The organism is Amycolatopsis sp. NBC_00355 (assembly GCF_036104975.1).
Taxonomy (GTDB): Bacteria; Actinomycetota; Actinomycetes; order Mycobacteriales; family Pseudonocardiaceae; genus Amycolatopsis.
On sequence record NZ_CP107982.1, the window covers coordinates 10,217,081 to 10,236,264 of the forward strand.

The 19,184-nt window shown below is 73.9% G+C and carries 22 protein-coding genes; 17 read left to right on the top strand and 5 right to left on the bottom strand.

Annotated elements, in window-relative coordinates:
* The first annotated feature begins 145 nt into the window (after positions 1–145).
* From OHS18_RS47235 to OHS18_RS47245, 3 genes are read left to right on the top strand one after another with little or no spacing between them, the layout of a single operon-like run.
* Complete coding sequence (locus tag OHS18_RS47235; RefSeq protein WP_328615226.1) at positions 146–508, top strand: hypothetical protein; 363 nt, start codon at positions 146–148, stop codon at positions 506–508.
* Between the two features lie 23 nt (positions 509–531).
* On the top strand, positions 532–1,632 hold the full coding sequence (locus tag OHS18_RS47240) for a carboxylate-amine ligase (RefSeq protein ID WP_328615227.1): 1,101 nt from the start codon (positions 532–534) through the stop codon (positions 1,630–1,632).
* Positions 1,629–4,244 carry a cation-translocating P-type ATPase gene (locus tag OHS18_RS47245; RefSeq protein WP_328615228.1) on the top strand — a complete coding sequence of 872 codons (2,616 nt, stop codon included), beginning with the start codon at positions 1,629–1,631 and terminating at the stop codon, positions 4,242–4,244. Before OHS18_RS47240 ends, OHS18_RS47245 begins: the two co-directional genes overlap by 4 nt.
* Here OHS18_RS47245 and OHS18_RS47250 read toward each other — a convergent pair.
* Entirely contained in the window at positions 4,204–4,449 is a 246-nt protein-coding gene (locus tag OHS18_RS47250) for a hypothetical protein (RefSeq protein ID WP_328615229.1), read from the bottom strand. The genes OHS18_RS47245 and OHS18_RS47250 overlap by 41 nt on opposite strands.
* A gap of 218 nt (positions 4,450–4,667) precedes the next feature.
* Positions 4,668–5,528 carry a universal stress protein gene (locus OHS18_RS47255; RefSeq protein WP_328615230.1) on the bottom strand — a complete coding sequence of 287 codons (861 nt, stop codon included), beginning with the start codon at positions 5,526–5,528 and terminating at the stop codon, positions 4,668–4,670.
* A gap of 445 nt (positions 5,529–5,973) precedes the next feature.
* On the opposite strand from OHS18_RS47255, the gene OHS18_RS47260 reads away from it, so the two are divergent.
* Positions 5,974–6,858, top strand: coding sequence for a universal stress protein (locus OHS18_RS47260; RefSeq protein WP_328615231.1), 885 nt, complete (start codon positions 5,974–5,976; stop codon positions 6,856–6,858).
* A 2-nt stretch (positions 6,859–6,860) separates the two neighbouring features.
* Positions 6,861–7,490, top strand: coding sequence for a CBS domain-containing protein (locus tag OHS18_RS47265; protein WP_328457880.1), 630 nt, complete (start codon positions 6,861–6,863; stop codon positions 7,488–7,490).
* A gap of 84 nt (positions 7,491–7,574) precedes the next feature.
* Here OHS18_RS47265 and OHS18_RS47270 read toward each other — a convergent pair whose 3' ends face one another.
* A complete protein-coding gene (locus OHS18_RS47270; protein ID WP_328457878.1) occupies positions 7,575–7,814 on the bottom strand; it encodes a DUF2188 domain-containing protein in 240 nt (79 codons plus the stop codon).
* A 243-nt stretch (positions 7,815–8,057) separates the two neighbouring features.
* Positions 8,058–9,065, bottom strand: coding sequence for an Acg family FMN-binding oxidoreductase (locus OHS18_RS47275; protein WP_328615232.1), 1,008 nt, complete (start codon positions 9,063–9,065; stop codon positions 8,058–8,060).
* Between the two features lie 165 nt (positions 9,066–9,230).
* Here OHS18_RS47275 and OHS18_RS47280 point away from each other — a divergent pair, with 165 nt between their 5' ends.
* From OHS18_RS47280 to OHS18_RS47295, 4 genes are all read left to right on the top strand, one after another.
* Positions 9,231–9,671 (top strand): DUF2267 domain-containing protein, encoded by a 441-nt coding sequence (locus tag OHS18_RS47280; protein ID WP_328615233.1) that lies wholly within the window; start codon positions 9,231–9,233, stop codon positions 9,669–9,671.
* On the top strand, positions 9,661–11,940 hold the full coding sequence (locus OHS18_RS47285) for a heavy metal translocating P-type ATPase (protein ID WP_328615234.1): 2,280 nt from the start codon (positions 9,661–9,663) through the stop codon (positions 11,938–11,940). Before OHS18_RS47280 ends, OHS18_RS47285 begins: the two co-directional genes overlap by 11 nt.
* A gap of 97 nt (positions 11,941–12,037) precedes the next feature.
* The gene (gene ppk2, locus OHS18_RS47290; protein ID WP_328615235.1) at positions 12,038–12,871 is read left to right on the top strand and encodes a polyphosphate kinase 2; all 834 of its coding nucleotides are present in this window, start codon (positions 12,038–12,040) and stop codon (positions 12,869–12,871) included.
* On the top strand, positions 12,864–13,055 hold the full coding sequence (locus tag OHS18_RS47295; RefSeq protein ID WP_328615236.1) for a hypothetical protein: 192 nt from the start codon (positions 12,864–12,866) through the stop codon (positions 13,053–13,055). Before ppk2 ends, OHS18_RS47295 begins: the two co-directional genes overlap by 8 nt.
* Here the strand turns inward: OHS18_RS47295 and OHS18_RS47300 are convergent.
* Positions 13,046–13,495: a hypothetical protein gene (locus OHS18_RS47300; RefSeq protein ID WP_328615237.1), complete on the bottom strand. Its 450-nt coding sequence runs from the start codon at positions 13,493–13,495 to the stop codon at positions 13,046–13,048. The two genes, OHS18_RS47295 and OHS18_RS47300, sit on opposite strands and share 10 nt — an antisense overlap.
* Before the next feature lie 322 nt (positions 13,496–13,817).
* On the opposite strand from OHS18_RS47300, the gene OHS18_RS47305 reads away from it, so the two are divergent.
* Genes OHS18_RS47305 through OHS18_RS47340 form a run of 8 tightly spaced genes read left to right on the top strand, consistent with a single transcriptional unit; the run spans position 13,818 to position 19,163 of the window.
* Positions 13,818–14,627 carry a universal stress protein gene (locus OHS18_RS47305; RefSeq protein WP_328457864.1) on the top strand — a complete coding sequence of 270 codons (810 nt, stop codon included), beginning with the start codon at positions 13,818–13,820 and terminating at the stop codon, positions 14,625–14,627.
* 14 nt (positions 14,628–14,641) lie between these two features.
* Complete coding sequence (locus OHS18_RS47310) at positions 14,642–15,253, top strand: CBS domain-containing protein (protein WP_328615238.1); 612 nt, start codon at positions 14,642–14,644, stop codon at positions 15,251–15,253.
* 32 nt (positions 15,254–15,285) lie between these two features.
* Positions 15,286–15,810 carry a flavodoxin domain-containing protein gene (locus tag OHS18_RS47315; protein ID WP_328615239.1) on the top strand — a complete coding sequence of 175 codons (525 nt, stop codon included), beginning with the start codon at positions 15,286–15,288 and terminating at the stop codon, positions 15,808–15,810.
* On the top strand, positions 15,807–17,216 hold the full coding sequence (locus OHS18_RS47320; protein WP_328615240.1) for a DUF4389 domain-containing protein: 1,410 nt from the start codon (positions 15,807–15,809) through the stop codon (positions 17,214–17,216). Before OHS18_RS47315 ends, OHS18_RS47320 begins: the two co-directional genes overlap by 4 nt.
* 13 nt (positions 17,217–17,229) lie before the next feature.
* On the top strand, positions 17,230–17,508 hold the full coding sequence (locus tag OHS18_RS47325) for a DUF1918 domain-containing protein (protein WP_328457857.1): 279 nt from the start codon (positions 17,230–17,232) through the stop codon (positions 17,506–17,508).
* Complete coding sequence (locus OHS18_RS47330; protein WP_328615241.1) at positions 17,492–18,403, top strand: universal stress protein; 912 nt, start codon at positions 17,492–17,494, stop codon at positions 18,401–18,403. Before OHS18_RS47325 ends, OHS18_RS47330 begins: the two co-directional genes overlap by 17 nt.
* Positions 18,400–18,807 (top strand): hypothetical protein, encoded by a 408-nt coding sequence (locus OHS18_RS47335; protein WP_328615242.1) that lies wholly within the window; start codon positions 18,400–18,402, stop codon positions 18,805–18,807. The genes OHS18_RS47330 and OHS18_RS47335 overlap by 4 nt, the downstream gene beginning before the upstream one ends.
* Positions 18,804–19,163: a hypothetical protein gene (locus tag OHS18_RS47340; protein WP_328615243.1), complete on the top strand. Its 360-nt coding sequence runs from the start codon at positions 18,804–18,806 to the stop codon at positions 19,161–19,163. The genes OHS18_RS47335 and OHS18_RS47340 overlap by 4 nt, the downstream gene beginning before the upstream one ends.
* The last annotated feature ends 21 nt before the right edge of the window (positions 19,164–19,184 follow it).

Sequence of the window (19,184 nt, forward strand, 5' to 3'; positions counted from 1 at the left end):
CGCCGGGGGGCGGGGAGCCGCAAGGGTCCAAGGTCCCCGGACTTCCGGACCGCCGCCTCGGGTGCCGGGGGCGTTCGGCTGCTGCGGGCGGTGGCCCTCGCGCGATCTGCTGGGCACACCACGAATCCGCGAACCGGAGGCCGCCATGGCTCACCGTCCCGCACTGGCCGAACTCGGGCTGAGCACGGGCAAGAAGACGCGCCTGCACCGCATCCTGCACGAACACGGCCTGCGCAACGGGACCGCGTTCTTCCTGCCCTACGACCAGGGACCGGAGCACGGGCCACGGGACTTCTTCGCCAACCCGGCCGCGGGCGAGATCCCGCCGGACGCCGAGGCGCTGTCCCCGCTGCACGGCGGCGTCGAGGACGCGGTCCGGCTCGGGATGCCCCTCATCGTCTGGGCCTACCCGCGCGGTTCGGCCATCGAGGGCAAGGGCGGGAAAGCCGGCCGCGCCCGGGCCTGGGGCACGGCACTCGGTGCGGCCGTGCGCCGCGCCGTCTCCTGAGCCCGCTCGTGGACCACGGGGGAGTGACGGTCGGGGTCGAGGAGGAGTTCGTGCTCGTGGACCCGCGATCGGGGGTCACGGCCGCGGAGGCACCGCGAGTCCTCGAACTCCTGAAGGACGAACCGGGGGTGGTGGCGGAGTTCCTGCGGTACCAGGTGGAGTCCGTGACCGGTGTCTGCCGCTCGCTGTCCGAGGTGCGCGCGGACCTGACGCGGCTGCGGGGCCGGGTGGCCGAGGCCGCCGAGGACGCGGGCTGTGTCGCCCTGGCCACCGCCGTCGCCCCGTTCGCGAGGGCGTCGCCGGTCACCGACGATCCGCGCTACCGCCGGCTGGCGGACCGGTTTCCGCGGCTCATCGGCGAAGCGGGTACGTGCGGCTGCCACGTCCACGTCGGCGTCCCGTCGCGCGCGGTCGGCGTGCGGGTGCTGGCCCGGCTGCGGCCGTGGCTCGCCACGGTGCTGGCGATCAGCGCGAACTCGCCGTACGTCGACGGCCTGGACTCCGGCTGGGCCAGTGCCCGGTACCCGCTGTGGTCGCGCTGGCCGACGGTCCGCCCGCCCAGCGCGTGGCACGACACCGCGGGCTACGACGCGGCGGTCGACGGCGCCATCCGGGGTGGGAAGGCGATCGACGCCCGCAGCGTCCATTTCCACGCCCGCCTGTCCCCGCGGCACCCGACGGTCGAGGTGCGGATCGCCGACGTCTGCCTCGACGTGGACGACGCGGTGCTGCTCGCCGGCCTCGTGCGCGGCCTGGTCGGCACCGCGCTGGCCGAAGAACGCAACGGCGTGCCGCCACCGCACGTGCCGGACGTGCTGGTCGAGCGGTCGCTGCGGGCGGCCGCCCGGCACGGCTTGGGCGGCCCGGGCGTCGACGTCCTGACCGGCGTACCCGTGGCGCACGAACGCCTGGCCGAGGACCTTCTGGCCCACGTCCGGCCCGCCCTGCGGGCGACGGGCGATCTCGAGGACGTCCGGTCCGGCCTGGGGGCGCTCACGGCACGGGGTGGCGGCTCGGAGCGGCAGCGTGCCCTGCGCGCCGGGTCGGGCACACCGGCGGACTTCGTCGCCCGGCTGGCCGCCACGACCCGTGGCGAAGACCTGGAACGGAAGGCAGCACAGTGAAGACCACCGCCCACCCCGAGGCGTTCCACGCCCGGCCCGCGACCGCCGTCGCCGAACAGCTCGGGGTCGACCCGCAGACGGGTCTCGGCACCGGGGAAGCCGCTGCGCGGCTCGAACGGTTCGGCCCCAACAAGGTGCCCGCGCCGTCCGGGCCGGGGCCGGTGGTCCGGCTGCTGCGGCAGTTCCACGACCCGCTCATCTACGTCCTCCTGCTCGCCGGCGTGGTGACCGGGTTGTTCGGCGGTTACGTCGACGCCGGGGTCATCGGCGGAGTCGTGGCACTGAACGCGATCGTCGGGTTCGTGCAGGAGTCGCGGGCGCAGCGGGCGCTCGACGCGCTGTCCAAGATGCTGCCGGCCGACGCGACCGTGCTCCGCGACGGCGTCACCCGGCGGATCCCGGCGGACCGGCTGGTCCCGGGCGACGTCGTCGAACTCGCCGCGGGGGACCGCGTGCCCGCCGACGTCCGGCTCGTCGAAGTCCGGCTGACGGAGGTCGACGAATCCGCCCTGACCGGTGAGTCGGTGCCGGTGCGCAAGTCCGCCGACGCCGTGGCCGAAGAGGCCGTGGTCGCCGACCGGGCCGGCTGCGCCTACTCCGGGACGCTGGTGACGCGCGGCTGGGCCCGGGCGGTGGTCACCGCGACCGGCGGGCGGACCGAGCTGGGCGGCATCCAGCACCTGGTGGCCACCGCGGAGGTGGTCGCCACCCCGCTCACCCGCAAGCTCGCCCGGTTCTCCCGGCAGCTGAGCGTCGCCATCGTCGTGGTCGCCGCCGGGGCGTTCGCGCTCGGCGTCGTCCGCGGGACGCCCGTGCCCGAGATGTTCACGGCGGTGGTCGCGCTGGCCGTCGGGGCGATCCCCGAGGGGCTGCCGGCGGCGGTGGCGATCGTGCTGGCGATCGGCGTGGTCCGGATGTCGCGGCGCGGCGCGATCGTGCGGAACCTGCCCGCGGCCGAGACCCTCGGCGGCACCACGGTGATCTGCACCGACAAGACCGGCACGCTCACGCAGAACCGGATGACCGTGACGACGCTCGCGGTGGCCGGGCGGCTGGTCCCGCCGGCCGAGGCCGGTGCCCTCCAGCGGGAGTGCCTGGTCGCGGGGGTCCTCTGCAACGACGCGCAGCCCGGGGAAGGTGACCCGACGGAGATCGCCCTGCTCGAATCGGCCGTCGAGGCCGGGCTGGATCCCGAAGCGATCCGCGAGGCCGCGCCGCGCACGCACACGGTGCCGTTCGAATCCGAGACCCGCACCATGACCACGGTGCACGGCGACGTCGGCTACCTCAAGGGCGCCGTCGAAGAAGTGGCGGCCCGGTGCGCGGACGAGGTCACCGCCGACGGCGTCCGCCCGCTCGACATGGCCGCGCTGGAGGAGCTGCAGGAGACGCTGACCGCGCGGGGACTGCGGGTGCTCGCGTTCGCCCGGTTCACCCCCGGTTCGGCGCCGACGTTGCTGGGCCTGCAGGCGATGCACGACCCGCCGCGGCCGGAGGCGATCGCGGCGGTCGCGGCGTGCCGGGACGCGGGCATCGACGTCAAGATGATCACCGGCGACCACGCGGGGACGGCGCGCGCGATCGCCGCCGCGGTCGGGCTGGTCGACACCGCGTCCTCGGCGCGGGTGCTCACCGGCGTCGAGCTGATGGCACTGCCCGAGGAGCGGTTCGACGACGCGGTGGCGGGTACGCAGGTCTTCGCCCGGGTGTCGCCGGGGCAGAAACTCCAGCTGGTGCACGCGTTGCAACGGGGTGGGCAGGTGGTCGCGATGACCGGTGACGGCGTCAACGACGCACCCGCGCTGCGCCGGGCGGACATCGGTGTCGCGATGGGCTCGGGTGGCACGGACGCCGCCCGGCAGGCCGCGGACATGGTGCTGACCGACGACGATTTCGCCTCGATCCAGGCGGCGGTGCAGGAAGGCCGGAGCGTCTTCGACAACCTCCGGAAGTTCATCGCCTGGACGCTGCCGGCCAACATCGGTGAGGGCATGGTCGTGCTGGTGGCGATCCTGCTCGGTGCGACGCTGCCGATCGTGCCGGTGCAGATCCTGTGGATCAACATGACGACGGCGGTGTTCCTCGGTCTGACGATGGCGTTCGAGCCGACCGAGCGGGACGTCATGCGGCGCCCGCCGCGGCCACCCGGCCGCCCGTTGTTCACGGCCGCCCTGCTGCGCCGGGTCCTGCTCGTTTCGCTGCTGCTCGTCGTGGCGGCGTTCTTCGCCTACCGGGCGGAGCTGGCTTCGGGACTGTCGATCGCCCAGGCGCGCACGACCGCGATCAACGTGTTCGTCGGCGTCCAGGCCGCGTACCTGCTCAGCTGCCGGTCGCTGGAGCGGCCGGTGCTCCTGGCGTGGCCGGGCCACAGCCGGATGCTCGCCCTGGGCCTCGGGCTCACCGCCGGGCTCCAGTTGATGCTGACCTACGTCCCGGTGCTGAACACGTGGTTCCACACCGCGCCCGTCGGCGTCGGTTCCTGGCTGTGGGTGCTGGCCGCCGCGGCGGCCGGGTTCGTGGTGGTGGAGGCGGACAAGCTGCTCTGGCACCGGATCGCGGCCCGGCGGTCGCTCAGCGCGGCCCGGGCAGGGGGCGAAGCGCGAGCGCGGTGACGGCCGAGGTGGTCGCCGCCATCGGCAGCCCGCCGAGGACACCGATCGCGCTCGTGGTGAACGCGTTCTGCCCGGGTCGCCACAGCTGCCGGAGCCGGCACGTGACGCGCTCCAGCGGGTCCGGACCGTCCTTTTCGGACTGATCTGCCGCGCTCAGCGTGCGGGCCGGGCGCCGGTCGGCGACGTCCGAGTAGCGCGGGGCCACGAAGTCGGCCGGCCGCGGCGCGGGGCGGTGGTCTCGGACGGCGGCTCGGCGATCGTCGCCGGAGCGAAGTGGGTTTCCATGGTGTGCTTCACTTTCGTCGGATCCCGGACTCCGCCGCGCGGGACCGGGCGGGGGGAGCCGGACCGTCCCGGCCCGGGAGGTCCGGCGCCCCGGATCCGGCGGGCCCAAGGCTCGTCGAGGTGCGGACTTCCGTCAGCTCAGCCGACGCGGACGAGGTAGACCGGGCAGGCCGCGTTGTGCAGCAGAGCCTGGCCGGTGGACCCCAGCAACAGGCCCGGGAAGCCCCCGCGACCGCGGTTGCCGAGCACGACGAGCTGGGCGGCGGCGCTGCGCTCGATCAGCTCGCGCCGCGGGTGGGCCGCGACCACGACCTCGTCGACGGTGACGCCTTCGGTGTCGTGGGCGTGGAGCCGGTCGGTCAGCAGCCGGTGCCCGGCGTCGGTGCGGGCCTCGTGGCCCGCTCGGCCGTGTTCGGTTTCGTCCGCCGCGTGCACCACGACCAGCGGGGCCTTGCGGGCCCGGGCCTCGGCGAGGGCGGTCGTGAGAATCCGTTCGCTCGCCTCGCCGCCGTCGATGCCGGCGACGACCGGCCGGTCCGCCCCGCCGGGCTCGTCCCAGGTGTCGCCGCGGACGACGACGGTGTCGGAGGATGCGTGCCCGGCCAGGGCCGAGGCGACCGAGCCGGCGAGGAGACCGGTGAGCTTGCCGTGACCGGACGAGCCGACCACGAGCAGCGCGGCCGTGCGGGACGCTTCGATGAGGGCCTGGGCGGCACGGTCCGGATCGAGCCGGGTCGCCGCGTCCGGCACGCCTTGCGCGGCCGCGAGCTCCGCGGCGGCGCGCAGGTACCGGCGCCCGCGGGCGCGCAGCACGTCCTTCATCTCTTCGGGTGGCGGGACGACCCCGCCGGCGAGCAGCGCGGGAAAGTCGAGGGCGTGCACGATCTCCAGCGGCGCGCCGCGCAGGTGGGCGGTGCGTGCGGCCCAGCGGACGGCGTCGAGCGATTCGACGGATCCGTCCACTCCGGTGACGATCGGCGGTACGGCTGCGGCGGTCATCGGCGGCTCCTGACGTGTTGTCGTGCCCCGACCGTAGGCCCGCCGGTGAACTGCCGGCTGCGGCCGGAAGTCCTTGCGGGGAAGGACTTCCGGCCACCACGCCGGTCTCGTCGCGCAGCGCCGCCGGCACGACGGCGCCGTCGACGGTCTCATGTCCCCGCACCTGACCGGCCAGGGCGTCGAACGCCCGGCGGTGCCGCCGCAGCAGCGTGGTCTTCGTTCGCCACCCCGGTCGAGGCTTCGCCGAACACCACCAGTTCCGCCGTCGCGTCGGATCACGATGTGCTCGCGTCCGGGAGTGGCCAAGGACTCCGTGCCGGGGGCCGAAAGTCCGTTCCGCCGGACGCTGACCTTGGTCCCCGGGGGCGAGGACGAACGGCCGCATCCGCCGGGCACCGGCGCGGCCTACCTTCGGTTCAGCAGCCCGCAACCGGAGGAAAACGTCATGAGCGCAACCGGAAACCCGCCGATCGTCGTGGCCGTGGACGGCTCGGAAACCGCCGCCGCGGCCGCGCTGTGGGCGGCCGGGGAAGCAGCCCGCCGGCATGCCTCCCTGCTCGTCTTCACCGCTTACGGCTACGAGGACGCCGCATACGGCGGCAAGATGTACCCGCCGTCGGACTGGCTCGCCGTCAAGGAAGCCGAGGCGGACCACTTGCTGCGGCAGACGCGGGCCACCCTCGAAGCTGCCGTACCGGGCCTGGAGATCGTCACCGAGGCCAGTGACCGCGGGCCCGTCCCGGCGCTGCTGGAGGTCTCGGAGCGGGCGCGGCTCCTGGTCACGGGCGAGCCCGTCGGCGTGATCGCCGGCCTGTTCAGCGGCTCTCCGGACGTCGACCTCGCCGCGAAGGCGCACTGCCCGGTCGTGGTCGTGCGTGGTTCGGAGAACGTGGACGGCCCCGTGGTCGTCGGAGCCGACGGCAGCCCGCTCAGCGAGGCGGCGATCGGCTGGGCCTTCGAGGAGGCCGCGATCCGCAACGCCCCGCTCGTCGCCCTCTACACCTGGCACGACGGCGACAGCGCCGGCCTCTTCCAGGACGGCAACGTCGCGTTCCAGGGCGAGTCCTTGGAGGATTCGGGCGAACGCCTGCTCGCGCAGCGGCTGGCGGGCTGGCCGGAGAAGTACCCGGACGTCCAGGTCGAGCGTCGCGTCGAGCACGACAAGCCGCGCGACCGCCTGCTGGAGGTCAGCCGGACCGCGCAGCTGGTCGTGGTCGGCAGCCGGGGCCGCGGCGGCTTCACCGGCCTGGTGCTCGGCTCGACCAGCCAGGCCCTGCTGCACCACGCGGCCTGCCCCGTGATGGTCGTCCGCACCGAGAAGGAGAACTGACCATGAACGCCGTGTCCTCGGTGATGACCACCGACCCGATCACCGTCTCGCTGCAGACGCCGTTCAAGGACATCGCCGAGCTGCTCACCGGAAACGGGATCAGCGCGGTGGGCGTCCTGGACAAGACCGGCGCCCTCGTCGGCGTCGTCTCGGAGGCCGACCTGCTCCCGCACCTGTGGGAGGACGCGAAGCCCCGCCTGCGCGACCGCCGGCTGGCTCGCAAGGCCACGGCGTGCGTGGCGAAGGACCTGATGACGAGCCCGGCCGTCACGATCGAGGCCGGCGCGACCCTGGCCGCGGCCGCCGCGCGGTTCGCGCACTCCGGCGTGCGGCGGCTGTTCGTGCTTTCCGGGAGCCGGGTCGTCGGGGTGCTGTCCCGCCGCGACCTGGTCGGGGTGTTCTGCCGCGGCGACGCCGACCTCGAGCGTGAGGTCACCCAGGGAGTCCTGCGCGAGAAGCTGGACCTCGGGCCGGACCGGGTCCGGGTGGAGGTGCGGGCGGGCGTCGTGACGATCGTCGGCCGCGTGGAGCGCCGCAGCGACATCGACCCGGTGACGCGGCTGGTCCGCGAGCTGTCGGGCGTGGTCGAAGTCCGCAACCGCCTGGACTACGTCTGGAACGACGGGTCCTGATCGCCAGCACACAAAATCTGTGGGCCACCGCGAAGAACACCTTCGCGTGTGGCCCACAGATTTTGTGAGCCTCGCATTCCGCAATCAGTGCTTGTCGCGTGGCGGATTCGGGTCGTGCCCCTTCGGAGAAGTGTCCTTGCTTCGGATCTGGCCGTCTCGGCCGTGGACGACGGTTTCGCCGCCGGTGTTGGCGGTGATCCCGCGAGCGCGCGTCGTGGCTTCCGCTTGAGTCTGTGTGTGGGCGCTCGATCGGTTCGCCCCCGGCTTCTTGACGTCCCAACCACCCTGCGGGTTGGGCACAACGTGCCGGTCCTTGTCATTCATCCCGGTTGTGATCCTTTCCTGTCAGTCCTACGTGCTGCGACCTAAACCATTGCTTCGATCAAATCACCGCAGCGATCGTGATCACCACTCATTTCCGCTGACAGGCTCAGCTGGAGCGGTAAGCGGCCGGCGTTCCTTCAGCTTTCCTGTTCATCGTGGACGGCCGATAGGTGCAGGGAGCTTGCACGGCAACGCGAAAGGCCCTCCGGTGCGGTGTGCGCCGGAGGACCGTGGCCGGGCGGCTCAGTGCCGGCGCAGCTGAGCCGGGATCGGCAGCCCGACGCCGTACCCGTGCCCGAAGGGCCGCACGACCTCGCCGATCGGCCGCCGCGGGGTCGCCGGGAGGGGCGCCGCGCCCTCCGGGAGGTAACCGACCCGCACGACCAGCTGGGGCTCCAGCTTGCCGTCGAGGACGCAGTCGCGGACCAGGGCGCGCGTGCTCGTCAGCTCCAGGGGCTCGGTGACCAGGCAGGACGCGAGGTTCAGCCGGGTCGCGGTCAGCAGCACCGCGCTGGCCGCTTCGCCCGCGCGGAGGCGGTCGGCCGGTTCGTCGCCCCTGGTGGCCAGCACGGTCAGGGCCGCGCCGTCCGGTTCGGCGGTGTCGGCGAGCTGTGCGTCGGCGAAATCACGGACCCGCGGGGCCTCGGTCGCGTGGACCGCGTTCTGCGCGGGGACGCCGTCAGGGGCGTACCGGCGTCCGCTCCACGCCGCGAGTTCGATGCCGTAGTCCGTGTCGGCGCGGTGGAGTTCCCGAGCCGCCAAGGACGCGCCGGTCAACGCCGAGAGCTGCGGGGCATCGTCGAGGAGACGCAGCAGCGCGCCGTGGTCGGTCGCGCTCTTCGCGAGGAACACCTCGTCGCGCACCAACAGGGGGCGCTCGGCGAACGGGCGTCGGTCGGACCGGCGCCGGGGGATCGCCGCGGCGAGCGCGATGTCGCCGTCGCGGGTGTCGTGGGGGACCAGCGTGATCCGGGCCAGCAGGCCCGGCTCGGGCAGCCGCTCGATCTGAGCGGCCCAGCCGAGCGCGGCGGCCGCGACGGTGAAGTGGTGCAGCACGCACCCGCAGCTGACGAGCAGGTCCCGGCCGTCGGGGTCGGTGTGCCGCAGGTGGCGCCGGGCGTCGGCGCGCAGCTCGACCGTGCGGCCGCTGAACCGCCATTCCCAAGGCTGCGTGTTGTGCACCGACGGTGCACGTACCGCGAGCGCGATGGCCGCCCTCACCGTGTACGCGTCGGGCAGGTACTGGTTCATCGCTTCCTCCTCGGGTCGGTCTGCACCCCATGCTTCTCGCGGCGGCCGCGGGTCCCCAGGGCCGAAGTGCTTCCACCGCGGGCCCGGGTTGAGGCCCTTGGACCCTTTCCCGGCGACGGCGGGCGGCCGACCCTGGACGTCCGAGCCATCCGCCGGGAGGAAGCCGTGCCGCACCCGACCGATCCTTTTGCCCAGGCGGAAAGCACGGCGAGCGCCTGGCTTGCCGTCGTGCGCGACCGCGTCGCCGCCGACGACCGGCACACCGCGTACCGCCTGCTCCGCGCCTGGTTGCACGTGGTCCGCGACCGGTTGACCGTCCAGGTGGCGGCGCACTTCGCCGCCCAGCTGCCCGACCTGCTCCGCGGCGTCTTCTCCGAGGGCTGGAACCCGGCTCACGTGCCGACGCGCTACGGCGTGTCCGGGTTCGTCGCGCGGTTCGCCGGTTCTGCAGGCATCAGCCGGGCCGAGGTGCCCGCGGCGGCCGCGGCCGTGACGTCGGCGCTCGGCGAGCTCTGCTCACCGGGGCAGCTCGGCCACGTGCTCAACCTGCTGCCGGCGCCGTTGGTCGCCCTGCTGTCCGGGGACGAGGTGCGGCGTGCCGGCTGAAAACAGCCCGTCACGGGTGCGGGAGATCGGGTTGCTCACCGGCGTCGTGGCGCTGCTGGCCGCCGGGGGAGTGGCCTGGTGGGCGGGCGCGAGCGTCGCCGCGAACGTCGTGTGGGCGGCCGCCGACGTCGTCACCCTCGTGCCGGCCGTCGTCTGGGTCGCCGCCGACCTGCGGGCCCGGCGGTGGGGTGCCGACCTGCTCGCCGTGCTGGCCCTGGCCGCCACCGTGGCGGTCGGGGAGTACCTGGCCGGCGCGATCGTCGCGGCCATGGTCGCCACCGGGCGGGTGCTCGAAGCCGGCGCCCAGCGGCGCGCGAGCCGGAACCTCACCGCGCTGCTGGACCGCGCGCCCCGGGTGGCGCACCTGCGCACCGCGACCGGCCACGAGACCGTCCCGGTCGACGCCGTGCGCGCCGGGCAGCTGGTCGTCGTGCTGCCGGGCGAGGTCGTGCCGGTGGACGGGAGCCTGCCCGACGGCGGGCTCTTCGACGAGTCCGCCCTCACCGGCGAGCCCTTGCCCGTGTCGCGGCAGGCGGGCGAGACCGTCCACAGTGGAGTCGTCAACGCCGGTGCGGCTGTCGACGTCCTGGCGCGCGCGACCGCCGCGGACAGCGCCTACGCCGGCGTCGTCCGGCTCGCCGAACAGGCCGCCGCCCGCACCGCGCGGCTGGCGCGGCTCGCCGACCGGGTCGCCGTCTGGTTCCTGCCGGCCTCCCTGCTGATCGCGGGCCTGGCCTGGGCGCTGACCGGCGAGGCCGTCCGCGCGGTCGCGGTGCTGGTCACCGCGACGCCGTGCCCGCTGCTGCTGGCCGTCCCGATCGCGATCACCGGCGGCATGTCCCGGGCCTCGAAGGCCGGGGTGGTCGTCAAGGACGGCGCCGCGCTCGAAGCCCTCGGCCGGGCCACGGTGCTGCTGATGGACAAGACCGGCACGGTGACGCGGGGCCGTCCCGAGATCACCGACGTCGTCTGCGCGCCCGGCCACGACGCGGCGGAGGTCCTCGCCCTCGCCGCCGGGGTGGAGCAGTACTCGCCGCACGTGCTGGCCGCGGCCGTGGTCCGCGCGGCGGCGTCGGCCGGTGTCGAACCGGCCGACGCCGAGGACGTCACCGAGCAGCCCGGTTCGGGTGTCGCGGGACGGGTGCGCGGCCGTGAGATCCGCGTCGGACGGCCGCCCGGCGGGAGCGGACTGCCGGACTGGGCGCGCGGTGCCGCCCGCCGGAGCCGCTTGGACCTCGCGTCCGTGCTGTGGGTCGAGGCCGACGGCGAGCCCGTCGCCGCGTTGCTCGCGAAGGACCCCGTCCGGCCGGACGCGGCCCGCACGATGCGCCGGCTGCGCGCAGCCGGGATCACCCACGTCCAGCTGCTCACCGGCGACCGGGTCGGCAACGCCCGCGAGGTCGCCGCCATGCTGGGGCTCGACGAAGTCCGTGCCGAAGTGACGCCCGCGGAGAAGGTCCGCGCGGTCGAGGCCGCGAGGGCGCGCGGCGTGACGGTGATGACCGGCGACGGCGTCAACGACGCGCCCGCGCTGGCCGCCGCGGACGTCGGTGTCGCGCTCGGCTCCCGCGGGGCGACCGCGGCCGCCCAGGCCGCCGACGCGGTGATCCTCGACGACCGGCTCGACCGCCTCGCCGACGCCGCCGAGATCGCGCGGCGGTCGCACCGGCTGGCGGTGCAGAGCGCCGTCGCGGGGACGCTGCTGTCGGTGGTGGCCATGCTCGCGGCCGCCGCGGGATACCTGGTGCCGGTCGCCGGGGCCGTGGTGCAGGAGGCCATCGACGTCGTCGTGATCCTGAACGCGCTACGCGCCCTGGGCGGCCGGAAGCCCGGCGGCCCGGCGCCCGCCGGACTGGTGCGGCGGTTCGAGGCCGAGCACGAACACCTGCTGCCCGCACGGGCCGCGGTCCGGCAGGCCGCCGACGCGCTCGCCGAGGGGGCGACCGCCCAAGCCGACGACGCCGCCCGCACCGCCGCGCGGTTGCTGGCCGAGCAGCTGCTGCCGCACGAGCACGCCGAGGAGGCCGAGCTGTACCCGGCGCTCGCCCCCGCGCTCGGCGGCCCGGAGGGCACGGTCACGATGAGCCGCGAGCACGCCGAGATCGGCCGGCTCGCGCGCCGCTTGGAGCGGCACCTGGCCGAGGCCCCGGACGGCATCCAGCCCGACCAGGTCGACGACCTGCGCGCCACGCTCTACGGCCTGGACGCGGTGCTGACACTGCACTTCGCGCAGGAAGAGGAAGCGTATTTCACGCTCCCGTCGCGGTGACCGCCCGGCAGCGCTTCGAGGAAAAGGACCAAAGACCCATGCCGCGCCGACGTCCGGCCACAGACCGCCGGCGGGTGGGTTTCGTAGCGTCGAGGGCATGGCGGGAAAGAAGAAGGCGCGCATACCGCGCGAGCTCTACGAGCGGGAGCTGCTGCGGCTGCAGGCCGAACTGGTCAAGCTCCAGGAGTGGGTGCGCCACGAAGGCGCCCGCCTGGTCGTGGTGTTCGAAGGCCGGGACGCCGCCGGCAAGGGCAGCACGATCAAGCGCGTCACCGAGCACCTCAACCCACGGGTGGTGCGGATCGCCGCGCTGCCGAGTCCGACCGAGCGCGAGCGGACCCAGTGGTACTTCCAGCGCTACATCGAGCACCTGCCCGCGGCCGGCGAGATCGTGTTGTTCGACCGCAGCTGGTACAACCGCGCCGGCGTCGAGCGGGTGATGGGGTTCTGCACTCCCGAAGAGCACCGCCGGTTCCTCCAGCAGTGCCCGATCTTCGAGCGCCTGCTGATCGACGACGGCATCCTGCTGCGCAAGTACTGGTTCTCGGTCAGCCTCGACGAACAGGAGCGCCGGTTCTCCGCGCGCATCGACGACCCGATGCGCCGCTGGAAGCTCTCGACCATCGATCTGCAGTCCGTGACCCACTGGGAGGACTACTCGCGGGCGAAGGACGACATGTTCGTGCACACCGACACCGCCGAATCCCCTTGGCACGTGGTGGAAAGCGAAGAGAAGCGGCGCGGTCGGCTGAACATGATCGCGCACCTGCTCGCGAGCGTGCCCTATTACGAGGTTTCCCGGCAGGCGGTGTCGCTGCCGCCGCGGCCGGAGCCGACCGGCTACTTCCGGCCGGACCGCCGGCTGCAGACCTACGTTCCCGACCACGCGGCGACCCTGCTGCGCCCAACCGGAGGAGGAAACCATGGATGACAAGGAAAAGGCCGCCATCGAGGCCGAAGCGCGACGGGACATCGCCGAACGCGGGCGCCACGGCCTGAAGCTGGTCCCGTACCTGCACGCGGTGGAACACCACGCGATCAAGGAGAACGAGGAGGACGTCGTCCCGGCCGCCGCCGAGGAGCCGCGGCGGCCGGCGGGGGAACGTCAGGCTTGATCGGTTCGCGCGTAGGCCGTGAGCGCCCGCAGCCGGGCGTTCGCGGCCATCGTGCGTACCAGGGCGGTGTGCACCGAGGCGATGGCCGGGTACGCGATCCGCCAGTACCGGCGGAACTTCACCCAGCTTTCCGGGTCGGTCAGCGCCACCCGGGTGTGCACGGTGAGCAGCGTGCGGTGCGGGCCGTAGGCGAAGGTGGACACAGCCAAGACGATCTTGCCGTAGCCGGGCTCTTCGAACGCCGCGAAGTCCTCGGCCTCGACCCGGCGCCACTGGACCACCGGGCGCCAGAACTTGCCTGCGACGCCGAGTGCGAACTCCCGGCTCGGCTGGTCGCCGAGCAGGGCCCACGGTGAACCGGCGTCGAGGTCGTCGGCGGTGAGGCGGGTGGGGTGACGCGGCGGGCCGTGCCGTCGGTTGTGCCGGCGCTCGGGGAGCATGCGCAGCCACCCCGCGACGGACACCACCCCGCCGCGGACGTCGGTGAAGTCGAGTGCGCGCGCCGCCGCGTAGGTCTCCTACACCGGCGCGTCGACGATGGTGTTGCGCACCAGCGAGAAGTGCGGGTGCGGCAGGTAGCGGTCGATCAAGAGGTCTCGTCCGGTCATCACCCCAGCGTCGGTGACGGCGCCGCCCGCGGCAGGAAGCGGAAGTCCGGTACCCGGCGGATTTGGTCCCCGGCGGAAGGGACTTCGTGCTCTGACCGGCGAGTACGCGACGCGCCATGCTGGGCGCGAGAACCGTGACCACAGGAGGAAACCGATGACCGCAACCGCGAACCGGCCGGTGGTCGCCGGGGTGGACGCCTCGACGGCGTCAGTCCCCGCGATCCGCTGGGCGGCGCAGGAAGCCCGTCGCCGTGACTCCACGCTGCGGCTGGTGCACGCCTGCATCCTCGAAGGCCGGGCCCCGCTGGCGGGCGGCGACTCGGACCTGCTCCTCGAGCACACCGGCCGCTGGCTCCGGCGCGGTGCCGGGATCGCCCGTGAAGCGGCGCCGGGTGTCCGGGTCGAGGTCTCCCTCGAAGTCGGGCTCGCCGTCGACCTGCTGCTCGCCGGGTCGGCCGACGCGGCGGTCGTCGTCCTCGGCTCCCACGGCCTCGGCGGCCTGCGTGGCGCCTTGATCGGCTCGGTGGCCCTGCGGATCGCGGCCGGGGCGGCGTGCCCGGTCGTGGTCGTGCGGGGGCACGCCGACCCACGCGGCCCCGTGGTCGTCGGCCTGGACGCGACCGGGTCGAGCGAGCACGCGCTGCGGTTCGCCCTCGACGAGGCGGCGGCGCGCCACGCGCCCGTGCTCGTCGTGCACGCCTTCACCGACGGCACCGAGCCCACCGAACAGCGGGGCCTGGAAGCGCGGGTCGCGAGCTGGGCCCGGAAGTACCCGGCGCTGACGATCTCCTCGCGCGCCGTGCGGGAGCACAACCCCTCGCACGCGCTGCTGCACGCGGCACCCGCGGCCCAGCTGATCGTCGTCGGCACGCGCGGCCGCGGTCCGGTCGCGGGCGGGCTGCTCGGCTCGACCGGCAACGCCCTGCTCTCGCACGCGGCCTGCCCGGTCGCGGTCGTGCACTGAACGAGAGGAACGCCGTGAAGGCACAGGACATCATGACGCGGCCGGTCGTGCGGGTCGGCCCGGGAACGTCGGTGCGCGAGGCCATCGTACTGCTCACCGAGCACTGCGTCGCGGCTCTGCCGGTGGTGGGTACCGACGACGCGGTGCTCGGCATGTTCACCGAGGCGGACGCGCTCCGCAGCGGTGTCGCCGGAAAGGGCCCCGAGCCCGACGTCCTGGTGTGCTCGGCGATGACCGTGCCCGCCGAGACCGTCGGGCTCGACACCGACGTCGGCGAGATCGCCCGGCGCATGCTGGGCGACCGGCTGCGCAGCATCCCCGTGGTGGACGACGGGGTGCTCGTCGGGATCATCAGCCGCCGCGACATGCTCACCCCGCTGGTGCGCCAGGACGACTCGATCGCCTCGCACCTCAACGCGCTGCTCACCGACTACTCGGGTCACCGCGACCGCTGGACGATCTCGGTCACCGGCGGAATGGTGACCATCCGCGGCGCCTTCTCCGACGAGGCCGAGCGCCGGGTGGTGACCGCTCTCGCGAAGACGGTCCACGGGGTGCTCGACGTCGAGCTGTGGGAAGAGACCTCGGTGACTTTCGGCGGGACTCCCGGGGTCGTTGGCCCCTAAGCCGGGGGCCCCGCCCGCGTGAGGCTGGAAGCATGAAAATCCTCGTGACGGTGGCCACCCGGCATGGTGCCACCAGGGAAATCGCCGAGACCATCGCCGCCACGGCCGGCTCCGCGCTGACCGACGCCGGGGTGGCGTCCCAGATCGAAGTCCGTGACGCGAGCCTGGTGACTTCGGTCGACGGCTTCGACGCCGTGGTCCTCGGCTCGGCCGTCTACATGGGACACTGGCTGGACGCCGCCACCGAGTTCGCCGGCAGGTTCACCGACGAGCTGCGTGTCCTGCCGGTCTGGGTGTTCTCCAGCGGCCCGGTCGGTGACCACCCGGCCGACGAACCGGGCAACGCCGCCGACACGGTGATGCGGCTCGGGGCCCGGGGGCACCGGCTCTTCGGCGGCAAGATCGACCGCCACACGCTGCACCTGCCGGAGCGGGCGATGGTCGCCGCGCTGCGGGTCAAGGACGGCGACTACCGCGACTGGCCGTCGATCCGGGCTTGGGGCCGGGAAATCGGCGCGACCATCGCGGTGACCGAAGTCGCCGGGAGCGCGTCGTGACCGCCCCGCGCGCCTATCCGGTCCGGGTCGAAGCGACCTTGGACGAACCGCTGTCGCGCGGTCTGTGGCTGGTCAAGTGGCTGCTGGCGATCCCGCACTACGTTGTGCTGGCGTTCCTGTGGTTCGCCTACCCGTTCGTCACCATCGCGGCGTTCTTCGCGATCCTGGTGACCGGCCGTTATCCCCGTCCGCTGTTCGCCTTCACCTCGGGTGTGCTGCGCTGGAGCTGGCGGGTGCAGTTCTACTCCTACGCCGCGCTGGGGACCGACCGGTATCCGCCGTTCACCTTCGCCGACGTCCCGGACTACCCGGCCCGGCTCGAAATCGCCTACCCCGAAAAGCTTTCGCGCGGCCTGGTGCTCGTGAAGTGGTGGCTACTGGCCCTCCCGCACTTCGTGATCATCGGCCTGTTCGCCGGCGGCGGCAGCTGGCTGGCCTTCGGCAACGGCAACGACGATGGCTTCAACTGGGCCGCCGGCGGTCTCGTCGGCGTGCTGGTGCTGGTCGCCGGGGTGGTGCTGCTGTTCACCGGCCGCTACCCGCGGCCGATCTTCGACTTCGTGCTCGGCATGGACCGCTGGGTGCTGCGCGTCGCGGCCTACGTGTCGCTGATGACCGACGAGTACCCGCCGTTCCGGCTCGACATGGGCGGCACCGAGGCCGGCGTCGAGCCGCCGCACCCGCAGCCGCACCCGGTCCGGGCGGGGAACTGGACCGCCGGGCGGATCGTCGCCGTGGTCTCCGGCGCGGTGCTGGTGCTCGGCGCGGCGGGCCTGCTGACCGGCGGCGGCACGCTGCTGTGGGCCGATCGCACGCAGCGTGACGCCGACGGCTACCTCACGGCGTCGGCCACGGTCGTCGCGAGCGGCTACGCCGTCGCGACGGATCCGGTGCAGGTGACCGGGGCGCCGGACGTCTTCGCGGCCGTCGGTGACGTCCGGCTCCGCGCGACCACCACCGACGGCCGCCCGGTCTTCGTGGGCATCGGCCGTTCCGCCGACGTCGCCGGCTACCTGGCCGCGGCCGAGTACACGACATTGGGTGGCGTGTCCGGCAACCGCTCCGGCGACCGGGTGCACCCCGGTGGTGCCCCCGCGACCTCACCGGGTGACGCCGGGGTGTGGGCCGCGAAGGCCTCCGGCGACGGCACGCAGAGCGTCGCCTGGCCGGCGAACGACGGGGAGTGGACCGCCGTGGTGATGAACGCCGACGGCTCGCGCGGGATCTCCGTGCGCGCCGAGGCCGGAGCCACCGTGCCCGCCCTCGGCTGGGTCGCCCTCGGCCTGCTGATCGCCGGAGCCGTGTTCCTGGCCGGCGGTGCCCTGCTCATCGGGTTCGGCGCGCACCGCGCGTCGCGGCGCCCGGAAGCCCCTCGTACCCCCGAACCATCCACTGTGGACATGTGAGGAAGGAAGACCGATGCACGCACAGCCGGGCGACTGGCTCGTCGTCAAGGGCCCGCGGGTCGACGCACCCGGGCAGCGCGGCCGAATCCTGGAGGTCCACTCGGCCGACGGCACTCCGCCGTACGTCGTCCGCTGGACGGCCGACGACCACGTGTCGACGGTCTTCCCCGGCCCCGACGCGATCGTGCTGACCGCCGACGAAGAACGGGCCGCCGGGGAACAGGCCCGCACCCGGTACGCCCGGGTGCAGCGGTTCATCCACGAGGAGGACGGTCATGCACGGGTTCACTGACGGCGCGGTCGTCGCCGGGATCGACGGCTCCACCTCGGCGGTGCAGGCCGCCCTCTGGGCCGGAGCCGAGGCCGCCCGCCGAGGCCGCCCGCTGCGGCTGGTGCAGATCTACACCCTGCCGCAGGTGAGCGTCCCAGGAGGCTTCGGTTCGCCGGACCAGGTCCGCGAGGGCTTGGCGCAGCGGGCCGGAGAATGGCTGGCCGAAGCGCGGGCCGCGGTGCTCGCCGAGCACCCGGGCCTCGAGATCACCACAGCCGCCCGGGAATGGAGCCCGGTCACCGCGTTGACGCAGGAGTCGCAGCACGCCGAGCTGGTCGTGCTGGGCTCGCGCGGGCTGGGCGGGTTCACCGGCCTGCTTGTCGGCTCCACGGCCGTGTCGGTGGTGGCGCACGCGCACTGCCCGATCGTCGTGGTCCGCGGCCGGACACCGCACGACCCGCCGCCGGCCACCGGGCCGGTGCTCGTCGGAGCCGACGGCTCACCCGACAGCGACGCCGCCCTGGCGTTCGCCTGCGAGGAGGCGCGGCTGCGCGGCACCGGGCTCATCGCCGTGCACACCTGGAGCGACGTCTTCGCCGACGGCGTGCTGCGGCCGCACCCGCTGCAGGAGAACCCGGTCGAGATCGCGGCCGAGGAGCGCGCCAAACTCGCCGAGCAGGTCGTGGGCTGGCAGCGGAAGTATCCGGACCTGGAGATCGAGTTCGAGGTCACCCGCGGCCGCCCGGTCCGCACCCTGCTCGCGCGGGGCGAGCACGCCCAGCTGATCGTGGTCGGCTGCCGCGGCCGCGGCGGGTTCACCGGCATGCTGCTCGGCTCGACGAGCCAGGCGCTCATCGCGCACTCGCCGTGCCCGGTGGCCGCCGTCCGGCCCCAGCAGACCGAGGGCGGGTCGTGAGGACCCTGCGGACCTCCGCCACGATGCGCCTGCTGGCCACCTTCGAGACGTTGATCGCCGCGAGCGCGGTGTACGGCGGGATCTCGCTGATCGTCGGCGCGCCGGGGTTCACGATGCCCGTCGAGTGGCTGGCGCCGCTCGGCCTGACCAGCTGGGTGCTGCCGGGGATCGCGCTGGTGCTCGTGATCGGCGGGACGCTGGCGTGGGCGTCGGTGTTCGCCTGGCGGATCGACTTCCGCGCGCCGGTCGCGGCCCTGGCCGCCTGCGGAGTGCTCACCGGCTGGCTGGCAATCCAGTTCGGGGTGATCGGCGTACGGGCCCCCGTGCAGTGGGTGACCGTCGGACTGCTGGCCGTCCTGCTCGGGCTGGCGCTGCTGGCCCGGCGCCGGCCGGCGACGTCGTGAAACCCGCCAAAGTCCCCGGGATCCCGCCGCAGCTGCCGCTGGACGCGGCCCGGGACCTGATGGACCTGCACCGGATCGACCACCTCCCGGTCGTCGAGGCCCGCCACTGCGTACTGCCTGGCCAGGCTCGCGTGGTGGACGGACGCGTGGCCCGGGTGGCGGCCTTGCCCGCCGGACCGGCGCGCGACCAGGCCGTACACGACGTCCGGAAGGCCGCCAAGCCGGAACTGCGGGCGTTCCAGGACCTGCTCGGCGAATTCCAGGACGCCGAAGCGGCCACGGCCGCGCGCTGCTCGGCCGAGCTCCCCGCCGCGTGGCACGACCTCCGCGGGGACCTTCGTCCTTTGTGGACGTGACCGGCCGAAGGGACATAAGTC

Bases quoted from the DNA above. Each gene is read 5' to 3' on its own strand.
- OHS18_RS47270 (WP_328457878.1), bottom strand. From the start codon at position 7,814: ATGAATGACAAGGACCGGCACGTTGTGCCCAACCCGCAGGGTGGTTGG.
- OHS18_RS47300 (WP_328615237.1), bottom strand. From the start codon at position 13,495: ATGCTCCCCGAGCGCCGGCACAACCGACGGCACGGCCCGCCGCGTCAC.
- OHS18_RS47255 (WP_328615230.1), bottom strand. From the start codon at position 5,528: ATGACCGCCGCAGCCGTACCGCCGATCGTCACCGGAGTGGACGGATCC.
- OHS18_RS47315 (WP_328615239.1), top strand. From the start codon at position 15,286: ATGAAAATCCTCGTGACGGTGGCCACCCGGCATGGTGCCACCAGGGAA.
- OHS18_RS47260 (WP_328615231.1), top strand. From the start codon at position 5,974: ATGAGCGCAACCGGAAACCCGCCGATCGTCGTGGCCGTGGACGGCTCG.
- OHS18_RS47295 (WP_328615236.1), top strand. From the start codon at position 12,864: ATGGATGACAAGGAAAAGGCCGCCATCGAGGCCGAAGCGCGACGGGAC.
- OHS18_RS47325 (WP_328457857.1), top strand. From the start codon at position 17,230: ATGCACGCACAGCCGGGCGACTGGCTCGTCGTCAAGGGCCCGCGGGTC.
- ppk2 (WP_328615235.1), top strand. From the start codon at position 12,038: ATGGCGGGAAAGAAGAAGGCGCGCATACCGCGCGAGCTCTACGAGCGG.
- OHS18_RS47235 (WP_328615226.1), top strand. From the start codon at position 146: ATGGCTCACCGTCCCGCACTGGCCGAACTCGGGCTGAGCACGGGCAAG.
- OHS18_RS47330 (WP_328615241.1), top strand. From the start codon at position 17,492: ATGCACGGGTTCACTGACGGCGCGGTCGTCGCCGGGATCGACGGCTCC.
- OHS18_RS47275 (WP_328615232.1), bottom strand. From the start codon at position 9,065: ATGAACCAGTACCTGCCCGACGCGTACACGGTGAGGGCGGCCATCGCG.
- OHS18_RS47265 (WP_328457880.1), top strand. From the start codon at position 6,861: ATGAACGCCGTGTCCTCGGTGATGACCACCGACCCGATCACCGTCTCG.
- OHS18_RS47305 (WP_328457864.1), top strand. From the start codon at position 13,818: ATGACCGCAACCGCGAACCGGCCGGTGGTCGCCGGGGTGGACGCCTCG.